The sequence below is a fragment of the Pseudomonas sp. KU26590 genome, from assembly GCF_026153515.1.
Lineage (GTDB): Bacteria > Pseudomonadota > Gammaproteobacteria > Pseudomonadales > Pseudomonadaceae > Aquipseudomonas.
This window is the reverse complement of record NZ_CP110644.1, coordinates 428517-446300: the sequence shown is the minus strand read 5'-3', so window position 1 is coordinate 446300 and position 17784 is coordinate 428517. Positions and strand designations below refer to the sequence as shown.

Genomic DNA, 17784 nt, shown 5'->3' with positions numbered 1-17784 from the left:
AACCAAAAAAGGGGCACACCATGAATAAGCTGTTCACCACACTGGCGGTTGGGGTCTTGAGCTTGAGCAGCGTCGTGGCCTATGCCGCCGACGCTAGCTGCAGCACCGTGCGGATGGCCGATCCGGGCTGGAGCGATATCGCCGCGACCAACGCCACCGCAGGTTTCTTGCTTGATGGCATGGGCTACAAAACCAAGATCGACACCCTGGCGGTGCCGATCGCCTACGGCGGCCTCAAGGACGGTCAACTCGACGTTTTCCTGGGCAACTGGATGCCGGCGCAACAGGGCTTCTACGACAAATTCATCGCCACCGGTGACGTGACGCAATACGCGAAGAATCTGGAAGGCACCGAGTTCACCCTCGCGGTTCCGGATTATGTCTATGACGCGGGCGTTCACGACTTCGCCGACCTGAACAAATTCGCCGACAAGTTCCACAAGAAGATCTACGGCATCGGCTCGGGCGCTCCGGCCAACGCGTCGATTCAGGAGATCATCAAAAAGAACGAGTTCGATCTGGGCGACTGGAAGCTGGTTGAATCCAGCGAACAGGCGATGCTGGCTGAAGTGCAGCGCAACGTGAAGAAGAAGGAATTCGTGGTGTTCCTCGGCTGGACGCCGCACCCGATGAACGTGCAGATCAAAGGCATGCACTACCTCAAAGGCGGCGAGAAGTACTTCGGTGATACCGGCAGCGTCTACACCGTGACCCGCAAAGGTTACGCCGACGCCTGCCCGAACGTCGCCAAGCTGCTTTCCAACCTGGCGTTCACCCAGGACATGGAAAACTCGATCATGCAAACCGTGGTGGATAAGAAAGCCAGCAACACCGAGGCGGTGAAAGCGTGGTTGAAGGCTAACCCAGCGGTGCTGGACAAATGGCTAGACGGCGTGAAAACCGTTGATGACAAGGATGCGCTGCCAGCGGTGAAAGCCAAGTTGTAAGGCCTTGCAATTGTAGGAGCGCGCTTGCCCCGAAATGCAGTGAGTCATTGCCAGGTGCATCGACTGACACAATGTCTTCGCGGGCAAGCGCGCTCCTACGGTACATCGCCGGCCATAGAAGCCGGTCAGCCGTGCGCTATGAGCCGCCGCAATTCTGCCAGCACCGGTGCTGATTCCGGGCGCACACCGCGCCATAGGTAGAACGCCTCGGCGGCCTGCTCGACCAACATCCCCAGACCATCCACTGCTTGCCCGGCGCTGTGTTCCGAGGCCCAGCGGCAGAACGCGGTCGGTTCTTTGGCGTACATCATGTCGTAGCAGAAGGTCACGCCCGGCTGAATGAGGCTGGGCGCAATCGGTGGCACCTCGCCCGATAGACTGGCCGACGTGGCATTGATGATGATGTCCACCGGTTCCTCCAGCCAGTCATAGCCTGCGGGCAGCACTGGGCCGATGTCGGCAAACTCCTGGGCCAGTCGCTCGGCCTTTTCCACCGTGCGATTGGCAACCACCAGCACATAGGGATCTTCCGCCAACAAGGGCTCAAGCGCGCCACGTACCGCACCCCCAGCCCCTAGCACGAGGATGCGTTTGTCCTTTAGGGTGACCCCGTGATTCACCTTCAAGTCCCGAACCAGACCTGCCCCGTCAGTGTTATCGCCCAGCAGAGTGCCGTCCGCCTGGAGAGCCAGGGTATTCACCGCGCCGGCACGACGGCCGCGCTCGGTCAGCTGATCGGCCAGCCGGTACGCGTCTTCCTTGAACGGCACGGTGACATTGGCGCCACGGCCTGTCTGGAAAAACGCCTTGGCGAAGGTGGTGAAACCGTCCACCGGCGCCAGCGAGGTCTGGTAGTCCAGCGCCTGACCGGTTTGCTCGGCGAACAGGCGGTGGATCAGCGGGGATTTGCTGTGGGCGATGGGGTTGCCGAAAACAACGTACTGGTCGGTCATCACTGTGCCGCCTCAGCCAGCCAGTCGCGATCCTGAAGAAAATACTCCGTCAGGCGTGCTTCCTCGCTGCCCGGCTCGGCTTTCCAGTCATAGCCCCAGCGCACTTGCGGCGGCAGCGACATCAGGATCGATTCAGTGCGGCCACCCGATTGCAGCCCGAACAAGGTGCCGCGGTCGTACACCAGATTGAATTCCACGTAACGACCACGACGGAACTCCTGAAATTCCCGCTGCTGCGGCGTGTAGGGCGTGTCTTTACGACGTTGGACGATGGGCAAGTAGGCGTCGACGAACGCGTCGCCGATGGCGCGGATGAAGGCGAAGCAGGTGTCGAAATCCCAATCATTAAGGTCATCGAAAAACAGTCCGCCCACGCCGCGCGGCTCATTGCGGTGCTTGATATGGAAGTAGCGATCGCACCACGCCTTGTACCGAGGATAGACGTCGGCGCCGAACGGCGCGCAGGCCTGCTCGGCGACGCGGTGCCAATGAACGCAGTCTTCTTCGACGCCATAGTAAGGGGTCAGGTCGAAGCCGCCGCCGAACCACCACACCGGTTCTTCGCCTTCTTTTTCTGCGATGAAGAACCGCACATTGGCGTGGGCAGTCGGCACATGGGGATTGTGCGGGTGCATCACCAGCGACACGCCGAGGGCTTCGAAACCACGCCCGGCAAGCTCTGGCCGGTGGGCGCTGGCTGATGGGGGGAGGCCGGCGCCGAAGACGTGGGAAAAATTGACCCCGCCCTTTTCGAGGATGTGGCCGTTCTCGATCACGCGGGTTCGTCCGCCACCGCCCGCAGGACGTTCCCAAGCGTCTTCGGCGAAACGGGCGCTGCCATCTTCGGTTTCCAGCGCGGCGCAAATGCGGTCCTGAAGATCGAGCAAGTAGGCTTTGACGGCATCGGTGCGAAAGGACATGGCGGTACCTGAATAAACTGAAACGTGCGTCGGGGGCGGGATTCGACCGGTCTTGGCGTTGACAGCACGCCAGGCTGAGCAAATCCCGTCGGCGAAATTCGGCGAGTAGCATATCACCGGCTTGGCGGCTGCCGCAGTTGACGCAGCGCCAACGAAGGAGTCCGATAGAGCCCTTTCGCATCGACAGTCATACCCTGCAAGTCCGATCCATGACGGAGAAAGCAAATGGCAAAACGTATCCAGTTCAAGGCTTATGGCGGTCCCGAAGTGCTCGAGTACGTGGACTTCGAACCCCCGGCGCCAGGCCCGAACGACGTGCTCGTGCGCAACAAGGCAATTGGCGTCAACTTCATCGAGACCTACTTTCGCAGCGGCCTGTACCCGGCGCCTTCGTTCCCGTCGGGTCTAGGTAACGAAGGCGCGGGCCTGGTTGAAGCAGTCGGCAGCGAAGTCACCCACGTCAAAGTCGGCGACCGGGTGGTGTACGGCACAGGCCCGCTGGGTGCGTACGGCGACGTTCACCTAACGCCGGCCGCTAACATTGCCAAACTGCCTGACGGCATCAGCTTCGAGCAGGGCGCCGCCGTCATGCTCAAGGGCCTGACCGTGCAGTACCTGTTTCGCCAGACCTACGAGATCCGTCCTGAAGAAACCATCCTGTTCCATGCCGCTGCCGGCGGCGTCGGATCGATCGCCTGCCAGTGGGCCAACGCCTTGGGCGTCAAGCTCATCGGCACGGTCAGCTCGGCGGAGAAGGCTGCGCACGCCAGGGCGCTTGGCGCGTGGGAAGTCATCGATTACAGCAGGGAAGACGTCGTTCAGCGTGTACTGGAATTGACCAACGGCAAGAAGGTCCCGGTGGTCTACGACGGCGTGGGCAAAGACACGTGGGAAACGTCCCTGAGTTGCCTGGAATTGCGCGGCCTGCTGGTCAGCTTCGGCAACGCGTCAGGCGCAGTGACCGGCGTGAACCTGGGGGTTCTCGCTCAGAAAGGCTCGCTCTACGTCACACGTCCGACATTGGGCTCTTACGCGAATACCCCGCAAGCGTTGCAGGCGATGGCTGACGAAGTGTTCGAAATGGTTGCCAGCGGCAAGGTGAAGGTCGACGACATCCAGAAGTTTGCCCTCAAGGATGCCGCGAAAGCGCATACCGAACTGTCCGGCCGCAGAACGGTCGGGTCGATCATTCTGGTGCCTTGATCCCGCATTTGACGTTGTAGGAGCGCGCTTGCCCGCGAATGCGTTGTGTCAGTCGCTCAACGCGTAACAGACATATCTCATTCGCGGGCAAGCGCGCTTCTACACGTTCCGCCGCCTAGGCAACTCGCGGTCAGACAAGGGGCCATCCAAAAGCAGGCTGCAGAATACCTAGCCGGCCCTTAACACCTCAGCCGTCACCAGATCCCGGATCACACTCGGGTTGCGGCGCCCGCCAAGACTGCCACCCAGAACCATGTCCAGCTGCTCATGGAAATACTGCTCGACACGCAACCGCGAACGGGCAGCGGGGCGGCCAGTCGGGTTTGCGGAAGTCGATACCAGCGGGCCGGTCAAGGCGCACAACTCGCGAACAATGGGGTGATCGCTGACCCGAAGGGCTACGGTGTCATGCTTTCCGGTGATCCAGTCCGGCAACAGGCCTTGATGGGGCACCAGCCAGGTATTTGGTCCCGGCCAGGTGCTGGCCATGCGATCGATCCACAGCTCAGGGAAGTCCTCGAAGAGAAAATCGAATTGACGGATGTTGTCTGCGATCAGGATCAAGCCCTTATCAACAGGCCGCGCCTTGATTGCCAGCAGGCGATACACCGCCTCCGCATCCCAAGGGTCACAGCCCAACCCCCACACCGCTTCGGTTGGATAGGCAATCACCGCCCCGGCCCGAATTTCTCGTGCCGCTTGCTGCACTCGCCAACTGCTGACCATCGTCCGTTCTCCCAAATTACGCTGGCGGGCAGTTTAACCTCAGCGCGCCCGGGCAAACCATCGCCCGGCTTCACAGGCCACGCTGCTGTCGAGTTCAAGCTCGGTCAGCGCCGCCAGGACTTTGGGCAAAGGCCAACCGCTATTATGGGCCAGCGCCTCACCGGTTTGAGGCGCTGCATGCAACAGCGCCAGGAGCGGGTGCAGCGGCGTCGACGGCTTATCAACGACGTCAGGACTCGGCGCGATGTTTTTCCAGCCCTGCAGCGCTTCAAGAATATGGTCGATGGTTTCCACCAGCACCGCGCCTTCACGGATCAACTGGTGACAGCCTCTGGCGCCCGGATGATGGATCGAGCCCGGAATCGCATACACCTCACGGCCCTGCTCGGCGGCAAGACGTGCCGTGATCAGCGATCCGCTGGCAACGCTGGCCTCGACCACCAGCACCCCGAGTGACAAACCGCTGATGATTCGATTGCGTCGGGGAAAGTTGCTGGCGTGGGGTCCTGCGTCCAGTGGCAGCTCGGAAATCACTGCGCCGCCATCGGCCACCATGCGCGCCGCAAGCTGACGATGCCGCTGTGGATAAAGTTTTTCGATGCCGGTGCCAAGCACGCCGATTGTCCCGCCTTTTACGTCCAGCGCGCCCTGATGAGCGGCGCCGTCGATACCCAGCGCCAACCCGCTGGTGATGACAAAACCGGCACCTGCCAGGCTCCGCGCGAACGCCGCAGCGGTGTCGAGTCCAGGCTTGGACGCACGTCGACTGCCCACCATTCCCAACTGCGGACGATCAAGCAAAGCGCGGTTTCCGGCGATGAAAAGCAGGGGCGGCGGATCAGGAATTTCTGCCAATAACGCGGGGTAGTCAGGGTCGTCCCACATCAGTAAATGCTGGCCGGGACGCTCTAACCAAGCCAGTGCAGCACTCGCGCCGTCGCGCACTTCTGCACTGCGGCGAGCCTCGGCACTGGCCGCCGGCAGTCGTAAAGATCGCCACGCGGAAGCAGGCGCACTCAACGCAGCTGAGGCGCTGCCGAACGCATCGATGAGGGTGTGGAAACGTTTTGGGCCGACTTCCGGCAGCCGGTGTATACGCAGGCGGGCTTCCAGCTCGGCCGGTGACTGATCGGCCTTTTCGAACAACGGCATGAGATCTTCCTTGATCCATGGCCCACCCTAATCGGTGAGCCAACCTGTGGATAAGTCTGTTAACAACAATTTGATAAGTGAAGCATGCCGGTGGAGAAAAGTGATTTGGAGCTGATACATAGCATTACGGATTGCGTACTTTGTCCTGCACCGCCAGAGATCGGGTTGCGTGCAGCACCATGCCGTAGCTCAGTCGCTCGTACGTACGGAAGACCATCAACAGCCCTGAACGCTCGTCGGGAATTTTGACTTGATCACCATTGACCCGGTCGCGCACCGTCTCACCGGTCTTGTAGATCGCCAATACGTTGCCTTCGGCCAAGCCATCAAGCCGGCCACGGTCGATGGTCACCACGTCGAACTCGCCGATCTGTGTCACGCCCCGCGGTACGTCGATGATGGTGCCGTAGATCGGTTGTTGGGGTTCACTGGGCACAAAGGTGGAATTGATTCCGCGCTCCTCGCTGACGAAGAGCCGATCGCCAAGGCGCACCTCCTGGGTCGAGCGCTGCAGTTGCAGCGTCGCGACGTCACCTTCACTGGAAACGATTTCGCCGCTGCCGATGTCGTCGGCATTGATGCCCAGCACCACGCCGCTCACTGGATCGACGTAGGTCTTGCCCTTGCGATAGATGCCGTACGACACATGGCTCGTTTCGAACTGTCCGCGCGCATAGATGCGATCACCCGCGCCACTGAGCACCCGCTCGCCGGGGCCGGCCACGACATGGGGCGCGACTTCGAACTGGCTGGCGTTATCGATGATTCGGTTGTTCAGCAGAAACGCATTGATTGCGCCCAGCGGAATAGTCGGAATGGCCTCGGCAATCGGCGTACTGCGCACACGCGGGGACAGTTTGATAGTGCCCCGGGACTCGCCGCGGTTGACCACGATTCGCGGCTGACCATCGACGTAAATCAGGTTGAGGGTATCGCCGGGGTAGATCAGATCAGGGTCGTGAACCTGGGGATTGGCGCGCCAGAGCTCTGGCCACTTCCAGGGCTGGTTAAGAAATTTCCCGGAAATGTCCCAAAGTGTGTCACCGGCGACGACGGTGTAACTCTGTGGATGGCCATCCCTGAGCTGTACTTGCGCCTGGACAAGGCCGGTCGCGGCCAACAGCAGCAGGGCGAGTAGTGATTTCCTCATGCGGTGAATCCCTTTATCATGTTGGCTTCGCGTGAAACGCTGAGTCTTGCGAGACTTCCGTTTTTACTAGGGCTGCAGCTTGTGACGTCCCAAGCCTAGCAGCCGATTTTGACTTTACCCTACAGTGCATCCCTTACGTATATGGCCATTTTAAACATCCTCGAATTTCCCGATTCGCGCCTGCGCACCATCGCCAAGCCGGTGGCTGAAGTGGACGACGGCATTCGCCAGTTGGTCGACGACATGTTTGAAACCATGTACGAAGCACCTGGCATCGGTCTGGCCGCGTCGCAGGTTAACGTACACAAGCGCGTGGTGGTGATGGATCTCTCCGAAGATCGCAGCGAGCCGCGGGTGTTCATCAACCCCGAGATCGAGCCGCTGACCGACGAGATGGACCAGTACCAGGAAGGCTGCCTTTCCGTTCCGGGTTTCTACGAGAACGTGGATCGCCCGCAACGGGTCAAGGTCAAGGCGCTGGACCGTGACGGCAAGCCCTATGAATTCATCGCCGAGGGCCTGCTCGCCGTGTGCATCCAGCACGAATGCGACCACCTGAACGGCAAGCTCTTCGTTGATTATCTGTCCAATCTCAAGCGCGACCGGATCAAGAAGAAGCTGGAAAAACTCCACAAGCAAAACGCCTGATCCAGCCATCCTCCTTTCTACTCCAGGAGCACGATTGCCCGCGACTGCGACCTGTCCTCTGATGCATTCGTCGGCTGACACCACGCTATCTGCGGGCACTCGCGCTTCTATCGTCATACCTCACAGAGAAGCCCATGACTGAGCCACTGCGCATCGTGTTCGCCGGCACCCCGGAATTTGCCGCCGAGCATTTGAAAGCCCTGCTCGACAGTCCACACGACGTCATTGCGGTGTACACCCAGCCAGATCGCCCGGCCGGTCGTGGTCAGAAGCTGATGCCGAGCCCGGTCAAGCAGCTTGCCCTCCAGCACAACATTCCTGTCATGCAGCCGCCTACATTGCGCGCACCCGAAGCCCAGGCCGAGCTGGCCGCGTTGCGGCCGGACCTGCTGGTGGTGGTCGCCTATGGCCTGATCCTGCCGCAGACCGTGTTGGATGTTCCGCGTCTCGGCTGCATCAACAGCCATGCCTCGTTGCTGCCACGCTGGCGCGGTGCTGCGCCGATTCAGCGCGCGGTGCAGGCGGGCGATGCCGAAACCGGGGTGACGGTCATGCGCATGGAAGCGGGCCTGGACACCGGCCCGATGCTGCTCAAGGTGACGACCCCTATCACGGCCGACGACACCGGCGGTAAGCTGCACGATCGTCTTGCCGAGCTCGGCCCGACTGCTGTGATTCAAGCCATCGCCGGGCTGGCTGATGGCACGCTGGTTGGCGAAGTACAAGACGACAGTCTCGCCACCTATGCGCACAAACTGAACAAAGATGAAGCACGCATTGACTGGACCCGCCCGGCGGTTGAGCTGGAGCGACTGGTACGCGCCTTCAACCCATGGCCGATTTGCCACACCACGCTCAACGGCGAAGCGCTGAAAGTGCTGGCCGCGCAGATCGCCGACGGGGAGGGCACGCCCGGCAGCATCATCGACGCGAGCAAAGAAGGCCTCCTGGTCGCGTGCGGGGACGGCGCACTGCGTCTGACCCGTCTGCAACTCCCGGGCGGCAAACCTCTGGGCTTCGCTGACCTGTTCAACAGCCGCCGCGAAAAATTCGCCGTCGGTACCGTTCTTGGTCAAGCGGTGGAGGCGCAATGAACCCGCGTCTGGCCGCAGCCAAGGCGCTGGCTGCCGTACTGAGTGGCAAGGCATCGCTGAACAGCTCCTTGCCCACGCAACTGGACAAGGTTGAAGACCGCGACCGCGGCCTGACTCAGGACCTGGCATTTGGCACTGCGCGCTGGGAACCAAGGCTGTCCGCGCTGGCGGCCAAGCTGCTGCAGAAGCCTTTCAAAACCGCTGATAACGACGTGCAGGCTTTATTGCTGGTGGGTCTGTATCAACTGTTCTATTCACGCATCCCCGCCCATGCCGCTATTGGCGAGACCGTAGGCTGCGCCGATAAGCTGAAAAAGCCGTGGGCAAAAGCGTTGCTCAATGCCGTGCTGCGTCGAGCCCAACGGGAAGGCAAGGCATTGCTGACGGAGCTGGAACACGATCCGGTGGTGCGCACTGCTCATCCACGCTGGCTGCAAAAAGCGCTGAAAGCCGCGTGGCCTGAGCATTGGGAAGCGATTTGTGCGGCGAACAACGCCCACCCGCCGATGATTTTGCGGGTCAACCGCCGGCACAAAACCCGCGAGCAGTACCTTCAGCTGTTGCTGGACGCAGGCATCGCCGCGACGCCTTGCACGTTCAGCCAGGACGGCATCGTTCTCACGGAACCGGGCGATGTTCGTTCGCTGCCGGGGTTCGCCGATGGCTGGATCAGCGTTCAGGATGAGGCAGCGCAACTGGCCGCCGACTTGCTGGAGTTGGCGCCGGGTCAGCGTGTGCTGGACGCCTGTTGCGCGCCGGGCGGCAAGACCTGCCATCTGCTGGAAGTAGAGCCGGGCCTGGCGGGCGTGGTTGCGGTGGATCTCGAAGCCAAGCGAATGGTGCGCGTCAAAGAGAACCTCGATCGCCTGGGCCTGAGTGCCGAACTCATCGCCGCTGACGCCCGCGCCACCGATCTATGGTGGGACGGCAAACCGTTCCAGCGCATTCTGCTCGACGCGCCTTGCTCGGCGACTGGCGTGATTCGTCGCCACCCCGACATCAAGCTGACACGTCAGGCAGATGACATTCCCGCCCTCGCCGCGCTGCAAGGGGAATTGCTCGACGCGCTGTGGCCGACGCTGCAGGTCGGCGGGATGTTGCTGTACGCCACATGCTCGACGCTGCAGACTGAAAACACCGAAGTCATCGCGGCATTCCTGGCGCGTACGTCGGGTGCTCGGGAGCTGGACATTGCCGGTCAGCAAGGCAACCCGCCTCCCGGTCTGAAGCAGCCCCATGGCCGTCAGTTGCTGGCGCAGGAAGGCGGGCATGACGGGTTTTACTACGCCAAACTGATCAAGATTGCTGCGGCGGTCTGATGCCTGTCTCCGGTGGGAGCCGGCTTGCTGGCGAATGGGGCAGATCAGTCATCTCGCTACGGGCTGATCTGGCGGGGTCGCCAGCAAGCCGGCTTCTAAGGTCCGTAAACGCCGCAGGCACTCAGCACACGCAGCTGACCCGATCATCATTTCAAGGAGAGACTGATTGAAGATCATCATTCTCGGCGCAGGGCAGGTCGGCGGCACGCTGGCCGAGCACCTGGCCAGCGAAGCGAACGACATCACCGTCGTGGACACCGACCAGGATCGTCTGCGGGCGTTGGGTGATCGCCTCGATATCCGTACCGTCCATGGTCGCGGCTCATTTCCGACCGTGCTGCGTCAGGCCGGCGCCGACGACGCCGACATGCTGGTGGCCGTAACCAGCAGCGACGAGACCAACATGGTCGCCTGCCAAGTCGCTTACACGCTGTTTCAGACCCCGACCAAGATTGCCCGTGTTCGCGAGTCGGCGTACCTGACCCGCTCAGGCCTGTTCGCCAACGGCGCCATTCCCGTGGACGTGCTGATCAGCCCTGAGCAAGTGGTCACCCATTACATCAAACGTCTCATCGAATACCCCAGCGCCCTGCAAGTCATCGACTTCGCCGGGGGCAAGGTCCAGATGGTGGCGGTCAAGGCTTACTACGGCGGGCCTCTGGTGGGGCAGCAACTGCGCCAGTTGCGTACGCACATGCCGAATGTGGACACCCGCGTTGCGGCCATTTTCCGTCGCGACCGTCCGATCATTCCTCAGGGCGATACGGTCATCGAGGCGGACGACGAGGTCTTTTTCATCGCTGCCAAGGCGGATATTCGCGCCGTCATGGGCGAGATGCGTCGCCTGGATGAAAGCTACAAGCGCATCGTGATTGCTGGCGGCGGGCAAATCGGCGAGCGGCTGGCGGAAGCCATCGAGAACCGCTATCAGGTCAAGATCATCGAGATGAACCCCGCCCGATGCCGTCATCTCTCTGACACGCTCAACAACACGTTGATCCTGCAAGGCAGCTCTTCGGATCGCGACCTGCTCGTGGAAGAGAACATCGACAACGCCGACCTCTTTCTGGCGCTGACCAACGACGATGAGGCGAACATCATGTCGTCGTTGCTGGCCAAACGTCTCGGCGCGAAGAAGGTGATGACGATCATCAACAACCCGGCGTATGTCGATCTGGTGCAAGGGGGAGAGATTGATGTCGCCGTCAGCCCTCAGCTCGCCACCATCGGTACGTTGCTGGCCCACGTGCGGCGCGGCGATATCGTCAGCGTGCATTCATTGCGTCGAGGGGCGGCGGAAGCCATCGAGATCGTCGCCCATGGCGATGCCAAATCCAGCAAGGTAATTGGCAAAGCCATCATGGACATCAACTTGCCGCCCGGCACGACCATCGGCGCCATTACCCGCGCCGACCAAGTGATCATCGCCCACGACAACACGGTAATCGAATCGGGCGATCACGTGGTCATGTTCCTTGTGGATAAAAAGTACATCCGCGACGTGGAACGGTTGTTTCAGGTGGGATTGAGCTTTTTCTGACTCTGGGCAGACGCCTTTAACGTAGGAGCGCGCTTGCCCGCGAAAAATGGTAGGCCTGACATAGCGGTGTCGGATGTACCTATTTTTCGCGGGCAAGCGCGCTCCTACAGGTGATCGCTGGCCTGCTGGGCTCAGCGTTTGATCAATACCAGCGCTTCTCGCCTTCGGGGCGTTTCTTGAAGCGCTTCATGGTCCACATGTATTGGCTTGGATAGGCCCGCACGTACTTTTCAACCACCTTGCTCATGGCCGCTGCCGACGTTGCGGTGTCGGTGCTGTACATGTCGTCCGGCGCGGCTTCGAGTACGACTTTGTAGCCAGAGCCATCCTCCAGACGCATCGCGTGAAGAAACACACCTACGGCTTTGCCGCCCGCCAGCATGTTCGGCACGAACTTGCTGGTCAGCGCCATCGTCCCGCAAAAAGGAACGAATATCCCTGCCGACTCAGCAGGTTCCGGGTCCGCCGGAATGCCGACCGAGCCACCTTTGCGCACTTCCTTGATGACGCTGAGAATGCCTTCCTTGGTGGACGCGGCCACGCGATTACCCAACTGCACGCGCTGCTTGCGCAGCAGATCGTCCACGGCCTTGAGCTTGGGCGGCCGGTAGAAAATGATCGGTTTGCACTGGCTGCAATAAAAGTGGTTAAGCACTTCCCAGTTGCCCAGATGGCTGGTGATACCGACCACGCCCTTGCCCGATGCCAGGGCGTCTTTCAGCACCTGAAGCCCTTCGACTTCGCGAACCAGATTGATCGACTTCTGCGCCGGCCAGATCCACGCGCAGGCGCTTTCGGTCAGGGTCTTGCCGATGTCCATCAGGCTGCGGCCGACCAGTGCTTCGAGTTCTTCAGGGCTCAGTTCGGGGAAACACTTGGACAGGTTGATGCGCGCGACGTCGCGGGACCGGTTAGGCAACTTCCACATCAGCCAACCAATGCAGGTGCCGACCCATTGCACTGCGCGCCACGGCAACAGGGCGAACAGGCGCAATGCCCCCACCATCAAGGCGCCTTTAAACTTATCCACAGATCACTCCCGAATACATGAGGCGGCCATTGTAACCATTCATGCGAGCCGTTCACTCACATCACCCACCAGCTCGGCGTATCGATCGCAGTCAACCGTATGGTCCATCACCATTCCGGTTGCCTGCATGTAGGCGTAACAGATGGTCGGGCCGACGAAGGTGAAGCCGGCTTTCTTCAGCGCTTTGCTCATCGCTTCGGCCTCTGGCGTAATGGCCGGGACTTCGCTGCGGTCGTTGAAGTGATTGACCTTCGGCTCGCCACCGACGAAGGACCAGACAAACGCAACCGGATCCTCCAGCCGCAACCAGGCCAGGGCGTTCTTGCGCGCAGCATTGAGTTTGAGGCGGTTACGCACAATGCCGGGCTCCAGCATCAGCGCTTCGATTTCAGCATCGGTCATCGCGGCGATACGCTGGACGTCGAAGCCAAACATGACTTCGCGGTAGCGCTCACGCTTTTTCAGGATGGTGATCCACGACAGTCCGGCCTGGAACCCTTCGAGCAACAGGAACTCGAACAGCATCTGCGCATCGCGCAACGGCACACCCCACTCTTGATCGTGGTAGTCCATATAAAGCGGATCTTCGTTGCACCAAAAGCAGCGTGGCATAGGGCTCCCAAGGGTGGAGGCGCGGCCGAATCGGGTATACTCCCGCTCTTTAAATCGCAGCCCCCCAGTACAGGTGAATTTCGTGAGCCAGCCTACGCCAGCCGTGCGTACCTTCCAAGACTTGATCCTCGCCCTCCAGCAATACTGGGCTGAGCAAGGTTGTGTGGTACTTCAGCCCTACGATATGGAAGTGGGCGCCGGCACTTTCCACACCGCTACGTTTCTGCGCGCCATCGGCCCGGAAACCTGGAACGCCGCCTACGTACAACCGAGCCGTCGTCCTACCGATGGCCGTTATGGCGAGAACCCGAATCGCCTGCAGCACTACTATCAATTCCAAGTCGTCCTCAAGCCCAACCCGGACAATTTCCAGGAGCTGTACCTTGGCTCGCTGAAGCACGTGGGTCTTGACCCGCTCGTGCACGACGTCCGCTTTGTCGAAGACAACTGGGAATCACCCACCCTCGGCGCCTGGGGCCTGGGTTGGGAGATCTGGCTGAACGGCATGGAAGTGTCGCAATTCACCTATTTCCAACAAGTCGGCGGTATCGAGTGCTACCCGGTCACGGGCGAAATCACCTACGGCCTCGAGCGTCTGGCGATGTACCTGCAAGGCGTCGAGTCGGTCTACGACCTGGTCTGGACTGACGGCCCGTTCGGCAAAGTCACCTACGGCGATGTGTTCCATCAGAACGAAGTGGAGCAATCGACCTACAACTTTGAGCACGCCAACGTCGACAAGCTGTTCGAGCTGTTCGATTTCTATGAAAGCGAAGCCGTGCGCCTGATCGAGGTCGAGCTGCCATTGCCGAGCTACGAAATGGTCCTCAAGGCCTCTCACACCTTTAACTTGCTGGATGCCCGCCGCGCGATTTCCGTGACGGCGCGTCAGCAGTACATTCTGCGCGTCCGCACCCTGGCTCGCTCCGTGGCCCAGGCGTACCTGATGGCCCGGGCCAAGCTCGGCTTCCCGATGGCCGCGCCCGATATTCGCGATGAAGTGTTGGCCAAGCTGGAGGCTGCGCAATGAGTGCTCAAGATTTTCTGGTTGAACTGGGCACTGAAGAACTGCCACCCAAAGCATTGAATACCCTGGCCGATGCGTTCATGGCCGGTATCGAAAAAGGCCTGCAAGCTGCCGGTCTGACTTACAGCGCCAAGCAGGTCTATGCCGCGCCACGCCGTCTGGCTGTGCTGATTACTCAGCTCGCCAACGAGCAGCCGGATCGCAGCGTCAACCTGGATGGTCCGCCACGTCAGGCGGCGTTCGATGCCGAGGGCAATCCGACCCAGGCTGCCTTGGGCTTTGCCAAGAAGTGCGGCGTGGACCTGAGCGAAATCGATCAGAGCGGCCCGAAGTTGCGCTACAGCCAGAGCATCCCTGGCAAGCCAACGTTGAGTCTGCTGCCGACCATCGTCGAAGACTCGCTGAACGACCTGCCGATCCCGAAGCGCATGCGCTGGGGTGCTCGCAAGGAAGAGTTCGTACGTCCAACTCAATGGCTGGTCATGCTGTTTGGCGATCAAGTCGTCGACTGCACCATTCTTGCCCAGACGTCTGGCCGTGAATCCCGTGGTCATCGCTTCCATCATCCGGACAACGTGCGCATTTCGGCGCCGGCCAATTACGCCAGCGACTTGCGCGCGGCCCACGTGCTCGCGGATTTCAACGAGCGTCGTCAGTTGATCAGCAAGCGCGTCGAAGAGCTCGCTACGCAACACGAAGGCACCGCCATCGTGCCGCCGGCATTGCTTGACGAAGTGACTGCGCTGGTCGAGTGGCCAGTGCCGCTGGTGTGCTCGTTCGAGGAACGTTTCCTTGAAGTGCCGCAGGAAGCCCTCATCACCACGATGCAGGACAACCAGAAGTACTTCTGCTTGCTGGATGCCGAAGGCAAGCTGCTGCCGCGTTTCATTACTGTCGCGAACATCGACAGCAAGGACCCCTCCCAGATCGTCCACGGTAACGAGAAAGTGGTTCGCCCGCGTCTGACCGACGCCGAGTTCTTCTTCAAGCAGGACAAGAAGCAAAAGCTGGAGACGTTCAACCAACGCCTGCAGAACGTGGTGTTCCAGGCGCAACTGGGCACGGTGTTTGACAAGGCTGAGCGCGTTTCCAAGCTGGCTGCGTTCATCGCGCCACGCATTGGCGGCGATGCTCAACGCGCTGCACGTGCAGGCCTGCTGTCCAAGTGCGACCTGGCGACCGAGATGGTCGGCGAGTTCCCCGAGATGCAGGGCGTTGCAGGCTACTACTACGCCCTGGCCGACGGCGAACCCGAAGACGTCGCACTGGCGTTGAATGAGCAGTACATGCCGCGCGGCGCTGGGGCTGAATTGCCAGGCACGTTGACCGGCGCCGCAGTCGCCATCGCCGACAAGCTAGACACACTCGTGGGCATCTTCGGCATCGGCATGCTGCCGACCGGTAGCAAAGACCCGTACGCATTGCGCCGCGCCGCGCTCGGCATCCTGCGCATCCTGATCGAGAAGAAGCTGGATCTGGACCTGGTCAAAACCGTGCAGTTTGCCGTCGCTCAGTTCGGTGTGAAGATCAAGCCTGCCGGTCTGCCGGAGCAAGTGCTCGAATTCATCTTTGATCGTCTGCGCGCGCGTTATGAAGACGAAGGCGTCGACGTTTCTGTCTACCTGTCGGTGCGCGCGTTGCAGCCCGCTTCGGCACTGGACTTCGATCAACGTGTTCAGGCGGTTCAAGCATTCCGCAAACTGCCTGAAGCTGCTGCATTGGCTGCCGTGAACAAACGGGTTTCCAATCTGCTGAGCAAGGCGGATGGCAACATGGCCCAGACCGTCGAGCCGAAGTACTTCGATAACGCCAACGAGTTCTCGCTGTACTCGGCCATTCAGCAGGCAGATCAGGCGGTAGCGCCGATGTCCGCCAGCCGTCAGTACAACGAAGCGCTGACGCGTCTTGCGGCGCTTCGCGAGCCTGTGGATGCGTTTTTCGAGGCAGTGATGGTCAACGCGGAAGACGTCAGCGTGCGTGCTAACCGTTACGCCTTGCTCGCCCGCCTGCGCAATCTGTTCCTCGGCGTTGCCGACATCTCCTTGTTGAGCTGACGGCGGAGCATATGCCAGTGAAGTTGCTGATTCTCGATCGGGACGGGGTGATCAACCAGGACTCCGACGCGTACATCAAGTCGGTGGACGAATGGGTTCCAATTCCCGGCTCCATCGAGGCCATTGCGCAACTGAGTAAAGCCGGCTGGACGGTGGCAGTCGCCACTAACCAGTCCGGCATCGCTCGCGGTTACTACGATCTCGCGACCCTTGATGCCATGCACGCACGCTTGCGTGAACTCGTGGCGGAGGAGGGTGGAGAGGTCGGACTGGTCGTTTATTGCCCCCACGGCCCGGACGCCGGCTGCGATTGCCGCAAGCCAAAGCCAGGCATGCTGATGACCATTGCTCGCCATTACACCGCCGATTTACGCGGCGTGTGGTTTGTGGGCGACAGCAAGGGTGACCTGGAGGCGGCGGTGGCCGTCGATTCACAACCTGTTCTGGTCATGACCGGCAAAGGTCAGAAGACGCGAAGCGGTGCATTACCCGCAGGCACGTTGGTTTTTGACGATCTGGCGGCGGTTGCCGCAGAACTTATCCACAACAGCGCTCCGTTGAACGGCTAAGAGCTATTCAACGGCTCGCTTAATTTCGGGCAATTGTCCCCGTAACGGTAAAAGCAGCTATGTCGATTGTGCAGGCCATCAGGATTTTCTTCTTTTACCTGCTGCTGGGCACTACCGCCCTGCTGTGGTGTTCGCTGAGTTTCTTCATTGCACCTTTCCTGCCGTTCCGCCTACGTTATCGCTTCATCAATGTTTACTGGTGCCGCTGCGCGTTATGGCTGACCCGCGTGTTCCTCAACATCAAGGTCAACATCACAGGCCAGGAAAACATCCCCGAGACTCCGTGCGTGATCGTCTCCAATCACCAGAGCACGTGGGAAACGTTTTTTCTCTCGGCCCATTTTCAGCCTTTGAGCCAAGTGCTCAAGCGGGAATTGCTTTACGTGCCGTTCTTCGGCTGGGCCATGGCGATGCTGCGTCCGATCGCCATCGATCGCAACAATCCCAAAGCGGCGCTGAAGGTCGTGGCGAAGAAGGGTAATGAGTTGCTCAAAGATCGCGTCTGGGTGCTGATCTTCCCTGAAGGCACGCGCGTACCCTACGGGCAGATTGGAAAGTTCTCGCGCAGCGGTTCAGCACTGGCGGTTAACGCGGATTTGCCCGTCCTACCCATTTCCCACAATGCCGGCCGCTATTGGCCGAAAGAGGGCTGGGGTAAAAAGTCGGGCACGATCGAAGTGGTCATTGGCAAACCGATGTACGCAGAGGGCACCGGCCCTCGCGCAATCGCTGCGCTGAACGACCGGGTTTCGGCCTGGAACGAGCAAACTCAGCGCGACTTGGGATCGCCGGCAATGCCTGCGCCGGCTCCCGAGAAATCACCGGCGTGAATTGTGGATA

Annotated in this window: 17 protein-coding genes; 10 read left to right on the top strand and 7 right to left on the bottom strand. The window is 60.6% G+C overall.

Going from position 1 to position 17784, the window contains the following annotated elements; genetic code table 11:
• Positions 1-20: 20 nt before the first annotated feature.
• Positions 21-947, top strand: a complete 927-nt coding sequence (choX, locus tag OKW98_RS02060; protein WP_265387773.1) for a choline ABC transporter substrate-binding protein — start codon at positions 21-23, stop codon at positions 945-947.
• Between the two features lie 125 nt (positions 948-1072).
• On the opposite strand, the gene aroE is transcribed toward choX, so the two are convergent.
• Together aroE and hemF are read right to left on the bottom strand one after the other, a co-directional pair.
• Positions 1073-1900: a shikimate dehydrogenase gene (aroE, locus tag OKW98_RS02055; protein WP_265387772.1), complete on the bottom strand. Its 828-nt coding sequence runs from the start codon at positions 1898-1900 to the stop codon at positions 1073-1075.
• On the bottom strand, positions 1900-2820 hold the full coding sequence (gene hemF, locus OKW98_RS02050) for an oxygen-dependent coproporphyrinogen oxidase (RefSeq protein ID WP_265387771.1): 921 nt from the start codon (positions 2818-2820) through the stop codon (positions 1900-1902). The genes aroE and hemF overlap by 1 nt, the downstream gene beginning before the upstream one ends.
• Before the next feature lie 225 nt (positions 2821-3045).
• Here hemF and OKW98_RS02045 point away from each other — a divergent pair, with 225 nt between their 5' ends.
• Complete coding sequence (locus OKW98_RS02045; RefSeq protein WP_265387770.1) at positions 3046-4023, top strand: NADPH:quinone reductase; 978 nt, start codon at positions 3046-3048, stop codon at positions 4021-4023.
• A gap of 168 nt (positions 4024-4191) precedes the next feature.
• On the opposite strand, the gene OKW98_RS02040 is transcribed toward OKW98_RS02045, so the two are convergent.
• The 3 genes from OKW98_RS02040 to OKW98_RS02030 form a co-directional block, all read right to left on the bottom strand.
• Positions 4192-4749 (bottom strand): L-threonylcarbamoyladenylate synthase, encoded by a 558-nt coding sequence (locus tag OKW98_RS02040; RefSeq protein WP_265387769.1) that lies wholly within the window; start codon positions 4747-4749, stop codon positions 4192-4194.
• Between the two features lie 39 nt (positions 4750-4788).
• Entirely contained in the window at positions 4789-5901 is a 1113-nt protein-coding gene (dprA, locus tag OKW98_RS02035) for a DNA-processing protein DprA (protein WP_265387768.1), read from the bottom strand.
• Between the two features lie 124 nt (positions 5902-6025).
• On the bottom strand, positions 6026-7051 hold the full coding sequence (locus OKW98_RS02030) for a LysM peptidoglycan-binding domain-containing protein (protein ID WP_265387767.1): 1026 nt from the start codon (positions 7049-7051) through the stop codon (positions 6026-6028).
• A 141-nt stretch (positions 7052-7192) separates the two neighbouring features.
• On the opposite strand from OKW98_RS02030, the gene def reads away from it, so the two are divergent.
• The 4 genes from def (at position 7193) to trkA (ending at position 11652) form a co-directional block, all read left to right on the top strand.
• Positions 7193-7699: a peptide deformylase gene (gene def, locus OKW98_RS02025; protein WP_265387766.1), complete on the top strand. Its 507-nt coding sequence runs from the start codon at positions 7193-7195 to the stop codon at positions 7697-7699.
• 134 nt (positions 7700-7833) lie between these two features.
• The gene (gene fmt / locus OKW98_RS02020) at positions 7834-8793 is read left to right on the top strand and encodes a methionyl-tRNA formyltransferase (RefSeq protein ID WP_265387765.1); all 960 of its coding nucleotides are present in this window, start codon (positions 7834-7836) and stop codon (positions 8791-8793) included.
• Entirely contained in the window at positions 8790-10112 is a 1323-nt protein-coding gene (gene rsmB / locus OKW98_RS02015) for a 16S rRNA (cytosine(967)-C(5))-methyltransferase RsmB (protein WP_265387764.1), read from the top strand. Before fmt ends, rsmB begins: the two co-directional genes overlap by 4 nt.
• A gap of 166 nt (positions 10113-10278) precedes the next feature.
• Entirely contained in the window at positions 10279-11652 is a 1374-nt protein-coding gene (trkA, locus tag OKW98_RS02010) for a Trk system potassium transporter TrkA (RefSeq protein WP_265387763.1), read from the top strand.
• 142 nt (positions 11653-11794) lie between these two features.
• Here trkA and OKW98_RS02005 read toward each other — a convergent pair whose 3' ends face one another.
• Positions 11795-12682, bottom strand: a complete 888-nt coding sequence (locus OKW98_RS02005) for a lysophospholipid acyltransferase (protein ID WP_122534273.1) — start codon at positions 12680-12682, stop codon at positions 11795-11797.
• 39 nt (positions 12683-12721) lie between these two features.
• Entirely contained in the window at positions 12722-13294 is a 573-nt protein-coding gene (locus OKW98_RS02000; RefSeq protein WP_265387762.1) for a DNA-3-methyladenine glycosylase I, read from the bottom strand.
• Positions 13295-13376: 82 nt separating this feature from the next.
• Between OKW98_RS02000 and glyQ the strand changes: the two genes are divergently transcribed.
• From glyQ to OKW98_RS01980, 4 genes are read left to right on the top strand one after another with little or no spacing between them, the layout of a single operon-like run.
• A complete protein-coding gene (glyQ, locus tag OKW98_RS01995) occupies positions 13377-14324 on the top strand; it encodes a glycine--tRNA ligase subunit alpha (protein ID WP_065988033.1) in 948 nt (315 codons plus the stop codon).
• Entirely contained in the window at positions 14321-16375 is a 2055-nt protein-coding gene (glyS, locus tag OKW98_RS01990) for a glycine--tRNA ligase subunit beta (RefSeq protein WP_265387761.1), read from the top strand. Before glyQ ends, glyS begins: the two co-directional genes overlap by 4 nt.
• Positions 16376-16386: 11 nt before the next feature.
• A complete protein-coding gene (gene gmhB / locus OKW98_RS01985; protein ID WP_265387760.1) occupies positions 16387-16944 on the top strand; it encodes a D-glycero-beta-D-manno-heptose 1,7-bisphosphate 7-phosphatase in 558 nt (185 codons plus the stop codon).
• 59 nt (positions 16945-17003) lie between these two features.
• Positions 17004-17774: a lysophospholipid acyltransferase family protein gene (locus OKW98_RS01980; RefSeq protein WP_265387759.1), complete on the top strand. Its 771-nt coding sequence runs from the start codon at positions 17004-17006 to the stop codon at positions 17772-17774.
• Positions 17775-17784: the final 10 nt, after the last annotated feature.

Coding starts and splice junctions, on each gene's coding strand:
- glyS (WP_265387761.1), top strand. CDS start 14,321: ATGAGTGCTCAAGATTTTCTGGTTGAACTGGGCACTGAAGAACTGCCA.
- OKW98_RS02040 (WP_265387769.1), bottom strand. CDS start 4,749: ATGGTCAGCAGTTGGCGAGTGCAGCAAGCGGCACGAGAAATTCGGGCC.
- aroE (WP_265387772.1), bottom strand. CDS start 1,900: ATGACCGACCAGTACGTTGTTTTCGGCAACCCCATCGCCCACAGCAAA.
- OKW98_RS02000 (WP_265387762.1), bottom strand. CDS start 13,294: ATGCCACGCTGCTTTTGGTGCAACGAAGATCCGCTTTATATGGACTAC.
- gmhB (WP_265387760.1), top strand. CDS start 16,387: ATGCCAGTGAAGTTGCTGATTCTCGATCGGGACGGGGTGATCAACCAG.
- fmt (WP_265387765.1), top strand. CDS start 7,834: ATGACTGAGCCACTGCGCATCGTGTTCGCCGGCACCCCGGAATTTGCC.
- OKW98_RS02045 (WP_265387770.1), top strand. CDS start 3,046: ATGGCAAAACGTATCCAGTTCAAGGCTTATGGCGGTCCCGAAGTGCTC.
- OKW98_RS02030 (WP_265387767.1), bottom strand. CDS start 7,051: ATGAGGAAATCACTACTCGCCCTGCTGCTGTTGGCCGCGACCGGCCTT.
- OKW98_RS01980 (WP_265387759.1), top strand. CDS start 17,004: ATGTCGATTGTGCAGGCCATCAGGATTTTCTTCTTTTACCTGCTGCTG.
- rsmB (WP_265387764.1), top strand. CDS start 8,790: ATGAACCCGCGTCTGGCCGCAGCCAAGGCGCTGGCTGCCGTACTGAGT.
- hemF (WP_265387771.1), bottom strand. CDS start 2,820: ATGTCCTTTCGCACCGATGCCGTCAAAGCCTACTTGCTCGATCTTCAG.
- dprA (WP_265387768.1), bottom strand. CDS start 5,901: ATGCCGTTGTTCGAAAAGGCCGATCAGTCACCGGCCGAGCTGGAAGCC.
- choX (WP_265387773.1), top strand. CDS start 21: ATGAATAAGCTGTTCACCACACTGGCGGTTGGGGTCTTGAGCTTGAGC.
- def (WP_265387766.1), top strand. CDS start 7,193: ATGGCCATTTTAAACATCCTCGAATTTCCCGATTCGCGCCTGCGCACC.